This is a genomic window from Vreelandella nanhaiensis (assembly GCF_003990185.1).
GTDB classification, from domain to species: domain Bacteria; phylum Pseudomonadota; class Gammaproteobacteria; order Pseudomonadales; family Halomonadaceae; genus Vreelandella; species Vreelandella nanhaiensis.
In genome coordinates this window covers 57,357-74,326 of the sequence record NZ_RZHF01000014.1, presented here as the reverse complement: position 1 = coordinate 74,326, position 16,970 = coordinate 57,357, and the positions used below count along the sequence as shown (strand labels likewise).

Sequence of the window (16,970 nt, the reverse complement as noted above, 5' to 3'; positions counted from 1 at the left end):
TTTAAACTCGCCACTCTTGCTTGGCACGCATTCGTCTAGGGCTACAACGAACTCAGCGACCCTGAAGCCGATTATGAATAGCGGTAGCAGCAATAGAGGCCTGCCCGGTGGCCACGGTAATCTGACTCAGATGATTGGTTATATCGCCTGCGGCGTACAATCCTTCAATTCCAGTTTGCATGTGTGGATTCACCACAAGATACCCCTGTGGATTTCTCAACGCCCCCATATTCGTACCTAGTTCACTGCGCACTTCGGTACCTAGCGCGCAATAAATCGCTGCGAACGAATGCTCTGTGCCGTCATCCATGCGCAAGTGGATGCGTTTGCTTTCATCGGTGTACATAGCGCTTACTTTTCCCTGCACTAGTGCAATGTCCGAGTGTGCCAGCCGCTCCATCGACACTTTATTCAGATAAGCACCGTCTTCGATGTCGATCAGCGTTAAGTCGGCGCTAAATCGCTTGATGAATATAGCTTCGTCAACGCCATGCTCTTCTCGGGCGATCACTCCGATACGCTCGTTGGTGAATTCAAAGCCATCACAGATGGGACAATAGTGAATCAGCCCCTCCTGCTTTACTGCCTGGAAGCCTTCGATCTCAGGATCGACATCAACTACACCCGTGGCAAGCAGTACCGTCCGTGATCGGAGTATTTCCGATTCGGTCACGACGTTGAACAGGTCATCTTCGGTGCGCTCAATTCGCGCTACCCGCCCAGGCATCACCCACCCTCCGTTTGCCTGCAGCTGCGCCCTGAGCTGCTCCAACAGGGCATTACCACTAATGCCTTCTCCGAAGCCGGGATAGTTGAAGGTGCGAGGAATAAGCGTGGCACGACTGGCCCCTGCATCGATAATGCGAATGTCTCGCAGGAAACGCTGTAGATTGATACCAGCAGCCAACCCAGCGGGGCCAGCACCGATGATCACGCAATCTAACGTGGCAGACTCTTCCATTTCAGTTTTCCCTGTATGCGATGAAGCCAAAATCCATTTAAGACCAGTCCGGTAGTCTCTCAGAAGCGGTGTTTTAGGTGGTTCTAATTTAACGCAGAGCGCACCGATGCCTTTACAAAACGGTGCGGCGTAGTAAAGGGCGTCCGTGTGACGAGCCTGGTTATACACTAGACTTGGCCTTTTCAATCAAAGTGGCCAACTCCGGCGAAATTGGCATTTTCTTGAACGGGCTGACATTGGCGCCACCCGTATTACCTTGTGGCACTAATCCAAATGCTGTTTTAGTCGCAGCGCCTACAATTCGGAAAACCTGACCTAATATTTCTTTGAGCGAGTTATTACGTGAGGCCCAGAGCAGCATCAATACATGGACCTTTACATGCCAGTACGTCGATTCCTGCCCAATGACGTGAGCCCGCTCCAAATAAAAAAATTCTTGCTGAATATTACCAATTGATCTTGCCCACGTGGCATTCGCCAACTCGGCCTCAACGTAGGGAGCTATTCGCTGTGAAAAACTGCGTTGCATAAAGGCCTCTTCGTAGGGGTATAACAGGTATTAGACTGCCCGCCCTATGATTGGATGAACGCGACAGACACCATTGCCCAACAAATGCAACCTACCAGTATTTTTTCAATCTTATGATACTGAGCATAAAAATTTATATTAGATTATTTATCCAAAATTCGCGCTCTTTTTGCGTTTCCCGGCACATCTGCTTTGGGTCCTGGCAGGGTGAAACTGAAAATTTCAGGCTAATCCACGTGTACTCCCCGTGTCACTCTAGGAGCCTAGAGATTCTGCTCCGCTGATTGCCAACTGTTACTGATATGTCATTTGGACTATAAAGCATCAAAGAGCGCCTATTGAATTCTTATAGCTTTGAAACAAATGAACACAGGGCCTTTATGCGCTTGTAGCCCTTATCAATTTATTCACTTCAGGGTATCGACCCCATCAACTGGTACAGCGAGCGGATGCAGGAGAACCAGGGGCATAGTGCCCCAAACCTGCAAGTGGTGCGTGGCTAATCCAGCCGTTGCCGAGGGGGGGCGTCCCGTCGGTTTGCCAGACACTCGCCGATCCATACGGTGCCGGCCCCCCACACCAGATGAACGGCAATCATTAGCCGGCGACGATTGGCCGGGTGACGGTTGGGCGGCGGGAGGATATGCAGCGCCGGAATCCAGCCGAAATAGCTCGCTGCCCATATCGCCACGCCGTAGCCGCTGCCGTAGACCAAAGGATGCGCGACTCGTTGACATGCGGCGGGGTACAGCGCCCCTGCGAAGGCACCATAGCCAAAGTGGCTGACAAGGCTTAGCTCGACGCGCTGCTCTTCATCCAATAGCGCATCCGCCTCCACTTTCTGCAGAAGGTTCTGGGTGATCTCACGCGGCGGCAACGGGTAGCGCTCTTCCCGAGGAAGCCGCCGATATAGCGCCTCCATGGCAAGGGTCATGGGAACGGTGGCGAGCAGGCCGCCGATGGCACCGGCCAAGTAGCGATTCATAGCTTCCTCCTTGAGACATATGTCGGCTTACATGGCTCACCATAGTCGCAAATGTAGCCCAGCGCCCGGCACAATGTGAAGCAGATGCCAGTACGGCCCTCCTTGCAGTTGCGTTAGCGACCACAGGCGATGTTGAACGGCACCGAAGCCAGATTGTCCGGCTTGATGAATTCGACGATGCTGAGGATAGGGGCAACAATCAATCACTACTATTTTGTAAACACCCTTTCAGGGAACCTTGGTAAAGTATAGCGGCCACATCGTTTTCACACAGCCTCGGTCGAAAGCGGGCACTGAGCTCAGCACCTTACGATTCTATTCTACTAACTGCTCGTATCTTCCACTTTGGTAGACGCTGTAACTCAAACGCTCACTAAAGTTTACTAAATATGATTACCCCTAACGCTAATAGAAGATATTTATTGTAGTTATTAGGAGTTAGTCCCTTATTACGATTCTCCTCACCGCCTTCATATCTTTGTAGAGAACAAGGTAAGCTGATCGGCAACTCCGCTTGCTGAGTAACGTTTCGATGACCTCACATTGGATTTTAGGCCCTGGCGCCATCGGCCGTTTATTGGCCCACTCGCTCTCCTCTCTAGCTGGCGTCACATTAATCGGCCGCCGCACACTGCCTGAGCAGCAAACAATAACGCCCCCCGAAGGCGAGCCACGTATCAAGCACTTAAACGTGATAACCACATCGCAATTGTTAGCCAATGCGCCAGCGCCGCCCGCTTTTGTGCATATCACCACCAAGGCGATGGCTGCTGAAGCGGCATTGGAAAGCGTGGCGGACGTTATTTCTTCGACTACCCCACTGGTGCTGTGGCAGAACGGTTTTTTGGCTCAGCCAAGGCTGACTGAACTCTGGCCGGGGCCAGTGCTGTGCGCTACCACCACAGAAGGTGCTTATTTAACAGGTGATGATGGCGTAGTACATGCAGGGCGTGGGCATACATTTGCGGGGGATTTGAATAACCGGCATGGGGAGTTGGCGCAGGTAGTGGTGGCAACGTTAACTCAGGCGGGACTTGCCGCTACAGCGGTGGATGATATTCGTAGCCGCCTATGGCAGAAGCTGGCGGTGAATGCGGCGATTAATCCGTTAGTAGCGCTGCATGGCGTGCGTAACGGTGAGCTGCATGACGCTGCTTACGCAGGCCGCGTTGAGGCGGTAGTTGAGGAAGTGGCGGCGATTATGCTGGCCGAGGGTATTCAAGCGCCCAACGGTGGCAGCGGCTTGGATGCTTGGCTGGCATTGGTTTGGGACGTTATTGAGAAGACAGCGAATAATAAAGCTTCAATGTTGCAGGATGTTGAGACCAAGCGGCTTACCGAGCGTGGAGCGATCTTGGGGCCGTTGATTGAGAGTGCTGAGCGGCATGGGGTGGGTTGTGAGGTGTTACGGGGGTTGGATGGTGAGCTGGCTGAGCTGGAGGCGGGTTTTTAGTTTTTAGTTTTTAAGTTTTATCGGGCTTGGGGCAGCTGGGCGCTGCCCTTTCGCGGGTGCCTCGCGGTGCTCGTTACCGCGCGCTACTTGTTCGTGCCTACCTTTAAACTTGAGCGGCTCGTAAGTGTACCCACCGCTAGATCAGGTAACGGGGATCATCACGATTTTTTTGAAGCTGGGGCGCTCGGTTAGCTGTTGATACCAGCGCTCCAGATTGGGGCGGGGTTGCCAGGTCAGGCCGATGTTCCATAGGTTGTAGACGAAGGGGGCCACGGCAATATCGCCCAGGCCAAAGACGTCGCCTGAAAGCCATACCTGTTTGGCGAGTGCGTTATCCAGCAGTTCAAACAGTTTTTCACAGGCTTGCATGCCTGCTTCAATCGCGGCGTGGTCGCGTTGTTCTTCAGGCGTTCTTACATAGCCCATCAAAATCACCCGGTGCGCGGGGGAAAGCGTGCTGTTGGCCCAGTCTATCCACTTTTCCGCCTGGGCACGCCTGGCAGGTTCTTCAATCCACAGTTTGCCTTGGCCATATTGGGCGGCCAGGTAGCGGATGATGGTGTTGGATTCCCACAATACACTTTCGGTGGCGTCGTCTTTGAGTAGCGGCACCAACCCGTTGGGGTTCATGGCCAGGTATTCGGGCGTGTTATTTACGCCGTGCTGAAGCCCTGCCTGGATCTGCTCAAAGGGTACATTCAGCTCGTCCAGCACCCAACGTACTTTTTTAACATTGGTGGAGTTATCGCGGCCCCAGAGGGTAATCATGGCGATCCTTATTGTTGGTGAATTTCAAGGACATAAAGTGTGCCTCGCGCCGGGTTGGGTGGCAAGTTGAGGCAGCCAGCGTCTGGCGCGGTGCATGTCGCGGGTGCCTCATTTGCTCATTCTTCAAGATTCGTTACCATGCGCTACAACACCATTCACGCCCTACCTTCTTTATCCTGATAGAACTGCATCAGGCTTGAGAAATCGAGGCGGCCATTGCCGTTCGCCTTGTGCTGGGTAAACAGCGCGCGCGCGGCCGAGCCCATGGGCACGGGGGATGCGCTTTGCTGGCTGACATCCATGGCAAGCCCCAGGTCCTTGACCATTAAATCAACCAGGAAACCGCCCTGATACCCCTTGGAGGCCGGGGCGTTTTCCATAACACCTGGGTAGGGGTTATACACGTTAAGCGCCCAGTTGCCGCCGGAGCTCTGCTTCATGATGTCGGAAAGCACGGCGGGGTCGAGACCGTTCTTTACGCCCATGTTGATCGCTTCACACGTACCCGCCATCAGAATGGAAAGCAGCATGTTGTTGCACGCTTTGGCCACCTGCCCCGCCCCGTGGTCGCCTGCATGGAAGATGTTCTTGCCCATCACATCGAGCAAGGGCCTCGCCTGTTCAAACTGCGCCTCACTACCGCCCACGATAAAGGTCAGCGTGCCCGCCTGGGCACCGCCTACCCCACCGGATACCGGCGCATCAATAAAGCCAATGCCCTTTTCAGCCCCAGCGGCGGCCACTTGGCGCGCGGTGTCGGCATCGATGGTCGATGAATCGATCACTAGCGCGCCCTGCTTGATCACATCGAAAAGCGGCGTATCGCCATCCATAAAAAGCCCGCGAACGTGCTGACCGGCGGGCAGCATGGAAATAACAAAATCGGCACCCTTGGCGGCTTCAGAAGCCGATGCCACCATTTCACAGCCGTGTGACCTGGCGGCCTCCAGAGCATCCTTGGAGAGATCAAAGGCGCGTACGCTAAAGCCCGCTTTTGCCAGATTAGCCGCCATGGGGCCACCCATATTGCCTAAACCAATAAACGCAACGGTCGTCATCTTTTTATCCTTATTAGTAGCTCGTTGGAAACAGGAGTCGTTGAAATAATCGTCCGTGGAACGTTATCTGAGATCGGAAAGCGGATTTTTCTCCCAGGGCGACGCCAGCAGTTCGTCTATAAAGGAGTGTTCTACCGAGGCCACATCCGGGTAGGTCCAGGCGGGCTGGCCATCTTTATCGACCAGCAGCGCGCGCACGCCTTCAGGAAATTCCCGGTGACGGCAGCACTGAACTGAAAGTGCCAGCTCTGCCTGGAACACCTCGGCAAGCGACATATACTTGGCGCGGGCTAACTGCTCATCGATTAATTTGATGGAAACCGGGCTGCCGTGGGCCAGCGTTTTCTGCGCTTTGCTAAACCATTTATCCTCGCTTTCAACCGCGAGGATAGCAGCCACCATTTGCTCAACGGTGTCGTGGTCGATCAGTTCGCGAATCTGTGGCAGGAAGTCATGCACGGGAGTTTCCAGTGCTTCGAAATCAGCCTTGGAGGCCTGCTCAAGCTCACGTAACGTGCGATTAACCACGCCGTGGGCATCGGTGTTTTCTCCCGTCCCCCAGGCGGCCTGGTGTAGCTTTTGCAGAAGCTCATCACGGCGGTGGCTGGCAATCGCACGGTCGGCCAGGCCTAGATGCAGCGCATCCAGCGCGTTGATCTGGCTACCTGTGACGGCCAGAAAACGCCCCGTGCCACCCGGCAGACGGTTTAGAAACCAGCTGGCGCCTACATCTGGGTAAAGGCCGATAGTGACTTCCGGCATGGCCAGCCGTGAGGTTTCGGTTACCACACGGTGGCTGCTGGCGCTTAAAAGCCCCATGCCGCCCCCCATGACGATCCCGCTGCCCCAGCAAATAACCGGCTTTGAATAGGTGTGCAGCCGGTAGTCCAGGCGGTACTCGGTTTCGAAAAAACGCTCAGGGAAGCTCGGGTCGCCCTGGCCGGTGATCGCCTTGTAGAGATTGACCACATCGCCACCGGCACAAAAGGCCTTGTCGCCTGCGCTATCCAGCAATATCGCGACAATGCGCTCGTCCGCTTCCCAGGCGTCTATTTGCGGCAATATGGCCTCGATCATTTCCAGGGTTAGCGCGTTGAGCGAGCGCTCGGCGTTGAGCTTGATCTCGCCAATGGCGTGGCCATCCTGGGTGGCGTGCTCGTTAAACAGTACGCTACTCATTCCATTATCCTTTATGCACGATATGTGATGACTCTAGGTGGCTATCACTATAGTTCGCACTATAGTTCGGCGGCGCCATCGGCAAGCACGCGGCGCGATATGATCAGGCGCATGATCTCGTTGGTACCTTCCAAGATACGGTGTACCCGGGTGTCGCGCACGTAGCGCTCCATGGGGTACTCCTTGATATAGCCATTGCCGCCGTAAAGTTGAAGCGCCTCGTCGCATACCTTGAAGCCTACATCGGTGGCAAAGCGCTTCGCCATGGCGCAGTAAGTCGTGGCATCGGCGTGACCGGCATCCAGCTTGGTAGCGGCCATCCTGACCAATTGGCGGGCGGCCACTAGCTCGGTCACCATATCAGCCAAGCGAAACTGCAGGGCCTGGAAATCCGCCAGGCGCTTGCCGAACTGCTTGCGCTCCAGCATATATTCCCGGGCTTTGTTGATCGCTTGCTGGGCCGTGCCGATAGAACAGGTGGCAATATTGATGCGCCCACCGTCCAGCCCCTTCATAGCAATCTTGAAGCCATCGCCCTCAACGCCCAGCAAATGATTGGCGGGTACACGTACGTCTTCAAAAGTAATCGTGCGGGTGGGCTGGCTGTTCCAGCCCATTTTGTCTTCCTTGCGTCCATAGCTGATGCCTTCTGCCTTGGCATCCACCGCAAACGCAGAGACGCCGCCTGCGCCTTCGCTCCCGGTGCGCGCCATCACCACTAGAAAGTCGGTGCTGCCTGCCCCGGAAATAAACATCTTGCTGCCGTTGAGCACGTAATATTCGCCATCACGCTTGGCGGTGGTTTTAAGCGACGCGGCGTCTGAACCTGCCCCCGGCTCGGTCAGGCAGTAAGAACCCAGCAGCTCACCGGTGGCGAGCCTGGCGCCCCACTTTTCGACCGCATCAGGCTTGCCAAAATCGGCCAGCATCCAGGTCACCATATTGTGAATGGTGAGATAGGCCGTCGTGGAGGTGCAACCCATGGAAAGCTGCTCGAAGATGATGCTGGCATCCAGCCGGGAAAGACCAAGACCACCCACGCTTTCCGGCGCGTAGAGCGAACAGAATCCCAATTCACCCGCTTTTTTAATCACCTCCACCGGAAAGAAGGCCTCGGCGTCCCACTGGGCCGCATGGGGTTCAAGCTCGTTTTGGGCAAAGGCTTTTGCCATATCGGCAAAGGCCACCTGGTCTTCACTCAGCTCAAAATTCATGATGAATCTCCGCGAAAAGCATGAGCACTTAGCGCTTGGGTAACACGTACCGTGCGGGCGCTCGCTATTGTCGTTATTAGTGGTCAATCAATGCCGTGCAAGTCGCAGCAGGCTAATTGACGTTTACGTTAACTTATCGCCTAAACCTCCACCACGCAACGTATTACCCCCTCTACCTTGGGCGTAGATACCCACCTCCGTCATAAAAAAGGCGCCCAAGGGCGCCTAGCAAGGAAAGCACTCAGCCTATTTGAAATTTTTGCGGTATATAGCGCCCAGTTCGCCCACAATACCGCTTCGAAAACTCAGCACGCAGACCACAAAGATAAGCCCCAACATCACACTGACCCAGTTGCCTAGAGGCGACTGCGAGAGGATGTGCTGAAGGCTGACCACCAGCCCTGCGCCCATAATCGGCCCTAAAAGCGTGCCCACACCGCCCAGTAGCGTCATCAGGATCACCTCACCCGACATATGCCAATGCGCATCTGTGAGGGAGGCCAGCTGAAACACCACGGTCTTGGTGGAACCGGCAAGCCCGGCCAGCGCCGCCGAGATTACAAACGCCACCAGCTTGTAGGCATCCACGTTGTAGCCCAGCGAAATCGCCCTTGGCTCGTTTTCTCGGATGGCTTTAAGCACCTGACCAAAGGGTGAATGCACGGTGCGCTGAATAAGCGCATAGCCGAATAGAAAAATCGCAAACACAAAGTAGTACATGGCCATATTGCTGCGCAGGCTGATGAACCCAAGGAGCTCACCTCTTGGCACGCCGTGCAAGCCATCTTCTCCGCCGGTAAACGGCGACTGAATAAACACGAAGAACATCAGCTGCGCCAGCGCCAGCGTGACCATGGCAAAGTAGATCCCTTGGCGTCGGATAGAGAGCACGCCGAACAGCACGCCAAGCAGCGTAGCCATCAGCGTACCCGCGATAATCCCCAGCTCGGGTGTAAGCCCCGGATAGCTTGCCAGCAGGTAACCGGTTGTATATCCACCGGTGGCCAGAAACGCTGCATGACCAAACGACAGCAGCCCGGCATAGCCCAGCAGCAGGTTGAAGGCGCAGGCAAATAACGCAAAGCAAAGTATCTTCATTAAAAACACGGGGTAGGCAATAAACGGAGCTACCAACCCCAGAACAATCAGCGCCAAATAGAACGCGTTGCGGCGCAGGTTGGCTCGGCGTTGACGCTTGGCCACTACCGAGGGCGCCTTGAGTACATGAGATTCTGTCATGACTATGCCTCCTTCCCGAACAGCCCTGCGGGGCGCAACATGAGTACCAAAATCATGACCAGAAAGATCACCGTATTGGCTGCTTCTGGGTAGTACACTTTGGTCAGCCCTTCAATAACGCCCATTCCCAGACCGGTAAGAATGGCGCCAAGAATCGACCCCATCCCGCCAATGACTACCACCGCAAACACCACGATCAGAAGGCTTGAGCCCATGGTGGGCGATACAGGGTATAGCGGCGCGGCCAACACACCCGCAAAAGCCGCAAGCCCCACCCCAAAGCCATAGGTCAGGGTAATCAACAGCGGTACGTTTACCCCAAACGCCTGCATAAGCTGAGAGTTTTCAGTACCCGCGCGTAGATATGCCCCCAAGCGGGTGCGCTCGATCATGAACCAGGTAAACAGGCACATGGCAAGGGCCGCTACCAGTACCCAGGCCCGGTACGTGGGCAAGAACATAAAGCCCAGATTCAGCCCACCCTGCAGAACTTCAGGGGTGGCGTAACGCGCCCCGGAAACGCCGAAAAGATTGACCAGCGTGCCTTCGAAAATAAGCGCTAGCCCAAAGGTCAATAAAAGCCCATAGAGGTGATCCAGATGGGCAATCCGGCGCAGCAGAAAACGCTCGACCAGCATACCCAGCCCGCCAATTACCAGTGGCACCAGCACCAGCGCCAGCCAGTAGTTGATGCCCAGATAGCGAAAACCTAAGAGCGCTGCAAAAGCGCCCAGCATGTACTGGGCACCGTGGGCAAAATTGACGATTTTCAAAAGGCCAAAGATGACCGCAAGCCCCAGGCTCAACAGCGCGTAGAACGCACCGTTGACCAGCCCCAGCGTCAGCTGGCCCATGAACACGGCCATGGGTACCCCGAATATCATCGTCATGCTACGACACTCCTTGCCGCTGGCTGGGCAGCCACCTTACGGCCACTGCCCGAGCGGTAATACGTGATAAAAGCCAGGGATCGCCTAGTTTTGCACCAGTTTGCACTGGCTCTCGGAGAGCGGACGATAGGCTTCTTCAGCAGGAATCGTGCTCAGGATTTCATAGAGATCCCACTCGCCAGTGGACTCTTCCGGGGTTTTCACCTGCGCCAAGTACATATCGTGAACCATGCGGCCATCTTCACGAATGCGACCGTTGCGGGCAAAGAAGTCATTAATGGGCTCTTCAGCCATCTGGGCACGCACGGTTTCAGGGTTGTCGGTACCCGCCGCTTCAACCGCTTTCAAGTAATGCATGGTGCTTGAATAGATACCTGCCTGCACCATGGTGGGCATGCGGCCAACCTCTTCAAAGTAACGCTCAGACCACTCGCGGGACTGCTCGTCCATATCCCAGTACCAACCGGTAGTGAGCAGCAGGTTCTGGGTGGCTTCAAGGCCAAGCGCGTGTACGTCGTTCAAGAAAATCAGCAAGCCCGCCAACTGCTGGCCAGACTGGGTGAGCCCGAACTGGCTGGCGGTGGTAATCGCATTCACCGTATCGGCCCCGGCATTGGCCAGGCCCACAATCTTGGCACCAGAGCCTTGCGCCTGAAGAATATAAGAGGAGAAGTCGCTGGTCGGGAACGGGTGGCGAACATTGCCGAGAATTTCACCACCGCTGGCTTCCACTACGCTGGTCACGTCGGCTTCAAGCGCATGGCCGAAGGCGTAATCGGCGGTCAGCAGGAACCAACTGTCGCCGCCCTGCTCAACCACCGCCTTGGCGGTGCCGTTGGCGAGTGGATAGGTATCGTATACCCAGTGAATATGGTTGGGGGTGCAGTGCTCGTTGGTCACACTTGACGCCGCCGACCCTGATACCAGGCCCAGGCTGTTGTTCTCTTCAAGCACCTTGGTCACCGCGATAGTCACCGATGACGCCACCAGGCCTGCGACCATATCCACATTGCGCTGGTCGATCCACTCGCGCACCGTATTGGCACCCACGTCGGCGCTATTTCTATCGTCGGCGCTAAACACTACGATAGGCGAACCATTCACGCTGCCGCCGAAATCGGCAATGGCCATTTCAAGCGCGGTCAGGCCGCCGGGGCCGGCCAGGTCGCGGTATGTGCCAGACATATCCGCCAGATAGCCAATGCGTACCTCGTTATCGCTTATCTCGGCATGAGCCGACATGCTGACGGCGGCTGCCATGGCAATACTTGCCGTGAGTGTTTTCTTGATTAACGTCATGTTCGTCTCCTGGCGCGATGGCCTTTGTTGTTGTGGTGCGACGTTGTAGTGCTGTGATCTGATCTTTTGGCGACCTAGATGTGTAGCGACCTGGCTTTGTGCCGATTTAATTTGTAGAAATATCGCGGTGTGGTGCGTTAAACCCCCAGCATGGAATTGAGATGCTCGCGCCGCGCAGGCAGCTGTACGGCGCTAATTTCCTCGACGATCTGCCCGTGATCCATCACGAAATGGCGGTCAGCCAAGGGCGCTGCAAAGCGGAAGTTCTGCTCTACCAGCACGATGGTCATGCCGCGTGCCTTCAACTGCATCAGCACCTCGCCCAGCTTCTGCACGATAACCGGCGCCAGCCCTTCGGTTATCTCATCAAGCAGCAATATGCGCGCTCCGGTACGCAGAATGCGCGCCATGGCCAGCATCTGCTGCTCACCGCCGGAAAGCCGCGTGCCCTGGCTTTTTCGTCGTTCATACAGGTTGGGGAACATGGCGTAAATCTCATCCAGACTCATCCCGCCGGAGCTCACCGTGGGCGGTAGCAGCAAGTTCTCATGCACATCCAGGCTTGCGAAAATGCCGCGCTCTTCGGGACAGTAGCCTATTCCCAGCCGTGGAATATGGTGCGGCTTCATGGAAAGCGTTTCCTGGCCGCTGATGACAATGGAGCCGGTGCGCCGCCCCACCATGTTCATCATGGCTTTCAGGGTAGTGCTGCGCCCTGCGCCATTACGGCCCAGCAGCGTCACCAACTCGCCCTGCTTTACATCAAAATTGACCCCATGAAGAATGTGCGACTCGCCATAAAAGGCGTGCAGGTCTTTGACTCTGAGCATTTCTCGGGCTTGATATTGGGCGTTTGGTTCAGTGGTCACGGCATTAGCAGTCATCATGCGCGCGCCCTCTCTTCAGCGGCGTCGCTGCCCATATAGGCCTCACGCACCAGCGGGTTATTCGAAACGCTCTGATAGTCGCCTTCTGCCAACACAGCGCCACGGGCAAGCACGGTGATCTGATCACACAGACGGCTCACCACGCTCAGGTTGTGCTCCACCATCAGGACCGTACGCCCGACGGACACCCGCTTGATCAGCGCCACAATGCGATCAACATCTTCCGCGCCCATCCCCTGGGTGGGCTCATCGAGCAGCATCATCACCGGGTCCAGCGCCAGCGTCGTGGCCACTTCCAGTGCGCGCTTGCGGCCATAGGGCATTTCAACGGTCAGTGTGTCGGCGTACTCTCGCAGACCCACCTCTTCAAGCAGCGCCAGGGCACGCTCATTAAGATGATCAAGCGACTTTTCCGATTTCCAAAAGTGAAAGGAAGTGCCCAACTGGCGCTGCAGGGCGACGCGGACGTTTTCAAGCGCGGTCATATGGGCAAACACGGCGGAGATCTGAAACGAGCGCACCAGGCCAAGACGGGCAATCTGATTGGATTTAAGCGAAGTGATCGGTTTGCCGCGATACAGAATTTCGCCCCGCGTAGGGGGAAGAAACTTGGTGAGTAAATTGAATACCGTCGTTTTACCGGCACCGTTGGGGCCAATCAGGGCATGGATATGCCCTTCCTGCACGCTTAGATTGACATTATCCACTGCCGTAAAGCCGCGGAACTCTTTGGTCAACCCTCGCGTTTCGAGAACTGGCCCGGGAGAGGTAGTGGGTCCACTCATTTAATGACAGGCCTCTTATTGTTTTTATCTTTTTGCTGCTGATCGTTAGTGGGCTGACGTTTTCCCAACCCTAGCTGCTTTTACAAAACCGTGGAGCAACGCTTTAATTATTGTTAGCTGGCAACCTATCTTTACCTTTACGTAAAGCTTAAGTGCAAACTAGCAATCTCTAGCGGGCAATTACAATTACAACTTTGGTCTACAAGATGTAACATTCAACTCAAATATTTCCTAAATATTATATTTAACAGTATTTTACCGATGAACAGATTTAGAATGTGCGAAACAATGATATCTTTACGTTAACGTCAACTTGTTTTAGCCTCATGGGTAGTGTTCCATGAAACTGCCCCTTTTCAAGAGAATCAGGCTAATGAGCAAAACCTACTCGATCAGCGAACTGGCCAGCGAGTTTGACGTCACCACGCGCAGCATCCGTTTTTACGAAGATCAGGAGCTGCTGCATCCGGCTCGCCGGGGCCAAACGCGTATTTACAGCAGCAAGGATCGTGTACGGCTAAAGCTCACCCTGCGCGGCAAGCGACTGGGCCTGTCGCTTGCAGAAATTCGCGAACTCTTTGAACTTTGGGATGAAACCAGAAGCGGCAGCGAAAAGCAGCTACATCTCATGCTCAGCAAAATTACTGAGCGCCGGGCAGCCCTTGAACAGCAAATGAAAGATATCACCATGGTGCAGCTGGAGCTGGAAAGCGCCGAGATTCGCTGCCGCCAAGCGCTTGAAGAGCTACACGAAAAACATAATGACGAAGAGCGCGCCAAGACGCCTTCGTCTGCCCCTTAATATTTCAGACGCGCATTAGCTATCCCGTTAACTATTTCATTAACCGTCTCATTAACTGTCTTACTGACTATTTAACTAACGTTCTTATTACCTCTCTAACAATGTCTCAATAAACAGGTGATTGATCATGTTTTCTCTCTACTCAGAACTCAATTTCGGCTTGGATGACGAAATGAACATGCTGCGCGAGCAGGTCAACGCCTTTGCCGCCAGCGAAATTGCCCCGCGTGCCGCAGAAATCGACCGAAACAATGAGTTTCCCAACGACCTCTGGCGCAAGTTTGGCGATATGGGGCTTCTGGGGATTACCGTTTCTGAAGAGGATGGCGGCAGCGGTATGGGCTATCTTGCCCACTGCATCGCCATGGAAGAAATCTCCCGGGCCAGCGCGTCTGTGGCGCTCTCTTACGGTGCCCACTCCAATCTGTGTGTGAACCAGATCAAGCGCAACGCTTCCCCCGAGCAGAAAGCCAAATACTTGCCCAAACTGATCAGCGGCGAGCACGTGGGTGCGCTTGCAATGTCCGAACCCGGCGCAGGCTCGGATGTGGTCTCCATGCAGCTGCGCGCAAAAAAAGCGGGCGACAAATACATTCTCAACGGCAACAAGATGTGGATCACCAACGGCCCTGATGCGGATGTGCTGGTGGTCTACGCCAAGACCGACCCGGAAGCGGGTTCCAAAGGCATTACCACCTTTTTAATCGAAAAAGGCATGCCGGGCTTCTCCACAGCGCAGAAGCTCGACAAGCTGGGCATGCGTGGCTCCAACACCTGCGAACTGGTATTTCAGGATTGCGAAGTGCCTGCTGAGAACGTGCTGGGCGAGGAAGGCAAAGGCGTGCGCGTATTGATGAGCGGCCTGGATTACGAACGCACCGTATTGGCCGCCGGGCCAGTCGGCATCATGCAGGCTGCCATGGATGTCGTGATGCCTTATATCCATGAACGCAAACAGTTCAATCAGTCGATTGGCGAGTTCCAGCTGGTGCAGGGCAAGGTCGCGGATATGTACACCACGCTCAACGCCTGCCGCGCCTACCTGTATGCCGTGGCTGCCGCCTGCGACCGCGACCAGACCTCACGCAAGGATGCCGCGGGCGTCATCCTTTACTGCGCTGAAAAAGCCACCCAGGTAGCGCTAGACTCAATCCAGCTGCTTGGCGGTAACGGGTATATCAACGAATACCCCACCGGGCGCCTGTTGCGCGATGCCAAGCTGTACGAAATTGGCGCGGGTACCAGCGAGATTCGGCGGATGTTGATTGGCCGTGAACTTTTCACCGAAAGCAAGTAGGGGCGCGCCATGAGCATGATTAACAGCCAGGTTAATCCCAGAAGCGATCTATTTCAGGCCAACGCGGCTGCGATGCTTCATGAGGTGAGCAAGCTGCGCGAGCTAAATGCCGCGATCGCCCAGGGCGGCGGCGCCAAGGCCCGCGAGCGCCATGAGAGCCGGGGCAAGCTGTTTGCCCGTGACCGAATCGACCACTTGCTGGATGAAGGTTCGCCCTTTCTGGAGTTTTCAGCGCTTGCCGCCCATCGGGTATATGAAACCGACGTACCGGCGGCGGGCGTGATTACCGGTATTGGCCGGGTATCAGGCATTGAGTGCGTGATTGTTGCCAACGATGCCACGGTCAAAGGAGGGACCTACTTCCCCCTTACCGTTAAAAAGCATATTCGCGCGCAGGAGATCGCTCGCAAGCACCGTTTGCCGTGTATTTATCTGGTTGATTCAGGCGGCGCCTTCCTCCCCCGTCAGGATGAAGTCTTCCCTGACCGCGACCACTTCGGGCGTATCTTCTACAACCAGGCCACGATGTCTGCCGAGGGCATCCCGCAAATTGCCGTGGTAATGGGCTCGTGCACCGCAGGCGGTGCCTATGTGCCGGCCATGGCTGACGAATCGATCATCGTTAAGGAACAGGGCACCATCTTTCTGGGCGGCCCGCCGCTGGTTAAAGCGGCCACTGGTGAAAGCATCAGCGCAGAGGCCTTGGGTGGTGCCGATGTGCATGCCAAAGTCAGCGGCGTGGCGGACCATTATGCCGAAAACGATATGCATGCCCTGCAGCTTGCCCGCGGCTGTGTCTCGCGCCTGAACTGGCAAAAGCGCGGCAAACTTGCCATGCAGGCGCCAGAGCCACCCAAGCTCGACCCCGCTGAGCTTTACGGCATTGTGGGCACCGACCTTAAAAAGCCCTTTGATGTTCGTGAAGTGATTGGCCGGATTGTCGATGGCTCAAACTTTGACGAATTTAAACGCTATTACGGTGACACCCTGGTCACCGGCTTTGCCCATATCCACGGCCACCCGGTAGGAATCGTTGCCAATAACGGGGTGCTGTTTTCGGAAAGCGCGGTAAAGGGCGCCCACTTTATTGAGCTGTGTGCTCAGCGCAAGATTCCTTTGGTCTTTTTGCAGAACATTACCGGCTTTATGGTGGGTTCCAAGTACGAGCACGAAGGTATAGCCAAGCATGGCGCTAAGCTGGTGACTGCAGTGGCGTGCGCCAAAGTGCCCAAGTTCACCGTACTGATTGGCGGAAGCTTCGGAGCGGGCAACTATGGCATGTGCGGCCGCGCTTATGACCCTAATCTTCTCTTCATGTGGCCCAACGCGCGCATTTCCGTGATGGGCGGCGAGCAGGCTGCGGGCGTCCTCGCCCAAGTCAAACGCGAGCAGTATGAGCGCGAAGGCCGTGAGTGGACTATTGATGACGAAGAGGCTTTCAAGCAGCCTACTCGGGAGCAGTACGAGCACCAGGGCCACCCCTACTACGCCAGCGCTCGGCTATGGGACGACGGCGTGATTGACCCGCTGCAAACCCGCGATGTACTGGGTCTTTCATTAGCTGCGGCGATGAATGCCGAGATTGAAGAGACGCGCTTTGGCGTGTTCCGGATGTAAGGGGTAC

Annotated in this window: 15 protein-coding genes and 1 pseudogene; 4 read left to right on the top strand and 12 right to left on the bottom strand. The window is 55.5% G+C overall.

Annotated elements, in window-relative coordinates; genetic code table 11:
* Nucleotides 1–52: 52 nt before the first annotated feature.
* The 3 genes from ELY38_RS09305 to ELY38_RS09295 all read right to left on the bottom strand — a co-directional run bounded on the left by ELY38_RS09305 (nt 53) and on the right by ELY38_RS09295 (nt 2,475).
* Complete coding sequence (locus ELY38_RS09305; RefSeq protein WP_127061604.1) at nt 53–961, bottom strand: NAD(P)/FAD-dependent oxidoreductase; 909 nt, start codon at nt 959–961, stop codon at nt 53–55.
* 160 nt (nt 962–1,121) lie between these two features.
* Complete coding sequence (locus ELY38_RS09300) at nt 1,122–1,490, bottom strand: DUF3703 domain-containing protein (RefSeq protein ID WP_127061602.1); 369 nt, start codon at nt 1,488–1,490, stop codon at nt 1,122–1,124.
* Between the two features lie 499 nt (nt 1,491–1,989).
* Entirely contained in the window at nt 1,990–2,475 is a 486-nt protein-coding gene (locus ELY38_RS09295; protein WP_246009108.1) for a DUF1440 domain-containing protein, read from the bottom strand.
* A 532-nt stretch (nt 2,476–3,007) separates the two neighbouring features.
* Here ELY38_RS09295 and ELY38_RS09290 point away from each other — a divergent pair.
* Entirely contained in the window at nt 3,008–3,928 is a 921-nt protein-coding gene (locus tag ELY38_RS09290; protein WP_127061600.1) for a ketopantoate reductase family protein, read from the top strand.
* A 141-nt stretch (nt 3,929–4,069) separates the two neighbouring features.
* On the opposite strand, the gene ELY38_RS09285 is transcribed toward ELY38_RS09290, so the two are convergent.
* From ELY38_RS09285 to ELY38_RS09245, 9 genes and pseudogenes are all read right to left on the bottom strand, one after another.
* A complete protein-coding gene (locus ELY38_RS09285) occupies nt 4,070–4,696 on the bottom strand; it encodes a glutathione S-transferase family protein (RefSeq protein WP_127061598.1) in 627 nt (208 codons plus the stop codon).
* Between the two features lie 155 nt (nt 4,697–4,851).
* Nucleotides 4,852–5,760 (bottom strand): annotated as a pseudogene (gene mmsB, locus ELY38_RS09280) (3-hydroxyisobutyrate dehydrogenase); the annotation flags it as partial.
* A 57-nt stretch (nt 5,761–5,817) separates the two neighbouring features.
* Nucleotides 5,818–6,933, bottom strand: a complete 1,116-nt coding sequence (locus tag ELY38_RS09275) for an enoyl-CoA hydratase/isomerase family protein (RefSeq protein ID WP_127061594.1) — start codon at nt 6,931–6,933, stop codon at nt 5,818–5,820.
* 59 nt (nt 6,934–6,992) lie between these two features.
* Nucleotides 6,993–8,147 carry an acyl-CoA dehydrogenase family protein gene (locus ELY38_RS09270; RefSeq protein ID WP_127061592.1) on the bottom strand — a complete coding sequence of 385 codons (1,155 nt, stop codon included), beginning with the start codon at nt 8,145–8,147 and terminating at the stop codon, nt 6,993–6,995.
* 246 nt (nt 8,148–8,393) lie between these two features.
* A complete protein-coding gene (locus tag ELY38_RS09265; RefSeq protein WP_127061590.1) occupies nt 8,394–9,386 on the bottom strand; it encodes a branched-chain amino acid ABC transporter permease in 993 nt (330 codons plus the stop codon).
* A 2-nt stretch (nt 9,387–9,388) separates the two neighbouring features.
* Nucleotides 9,389–10,276 (bottom strand): branched-chain amino acid ABC transporter permease, encoded by an 888-nt coding sequence (locus tag ELY38_RS09260; RefSeq protein ID WP_127061588.1) that lies wholly within the window; start codon nt 10,274–10,276, stop codon nt 9,389–9,391.
* A gap of 84 nt (nt 10,277–10,360) precedes the next feature.
* On the bottom strand, nt 10,361–11,575 hold the full coding sequence (locus ELY38_RS09255; RefSeq protein WP_127061586.1) for an ABC transporter substrate-binding protein: 1,215 nt from the start codon (nt 11,573–11,575) through the stop codon (nt 10,361–10,363).
* Between the two features lie 137 nt (nt 11,576–11,712).
* Nucleotides 11,713–12,462, bottom strand: coding sequence for an ABC transporter ATP-binding protein (locus ELY38_RS09250; protein ID WP_127061585.1), 750 nt, complete (start codon nt 12,460–12,462; stop codon nt 11,713–11,715).
* Nucleotides 12,459–13,247 (bottom strand): ABC transporter ATP-binding protein, encoded by a 789-nt coding sequence (locus tag ELY38_RS09245; protein ID WP_127061583.1) that lies wholly within the window; start codon nt 13,245–13,247, stop codon nt 12,459–12,461. Before ELY38_RS09245 ends, ELY38_RS09250 begins: the two co-directional genes overlap by 4 nt.
* Before the next feature lie 373 nt (nt 13,248–13,620).
* Between ELY38_RS09245 and ELY38_RS09240 the strand changes: the two genes are divergently transcribed.
* The 3 genes from ELY38_RS09240 to ELY38_RS09230 all read left to right on the top strand — a co-directional run bounded on the left by ELY38_RS09240 (nt 13,621) and on the right by ELY38_RS09230 (nt 16,963).
* Entirely contained in the window at nt 13,621–14,049 is a 429-nt protein-coding gene (locus ELY38_RS09240; RefSeq protein WP_127061581.1) for a MerR family transcriptional regulator, read from the top strand.
* A gap of 127 nt (nt 14,050–14,176) precedes the next feature.
* Nucleotides 14,177–15,346 carry an isovaleryl-CoA dehydrogenase gene (locus ELY38_RS09235; RefSeq protein ID WP_127042620.1) on the top strand — a complete coding sequence of 390 codons (1,170 nt, stop codon included), beginning with the start codon at nt 14,177–14,179 and terminating at the stop codon, nt 15,344–15,346.
* A gap of 9 nt (nt 15,347–15,355) precedes the next feature.
* Entirely contained in the window at nt 15,356–16,963 is a 1,608-nt protein-coding gene (locus ELY38_RS09230) for a carboxyl transferase domain-containing protein (RefSeq protein WP_127061579.1), read from the top strand.
* The last annotated feature ends 7 nt before the right edge of the window (nt 16,964–16,970 follow it).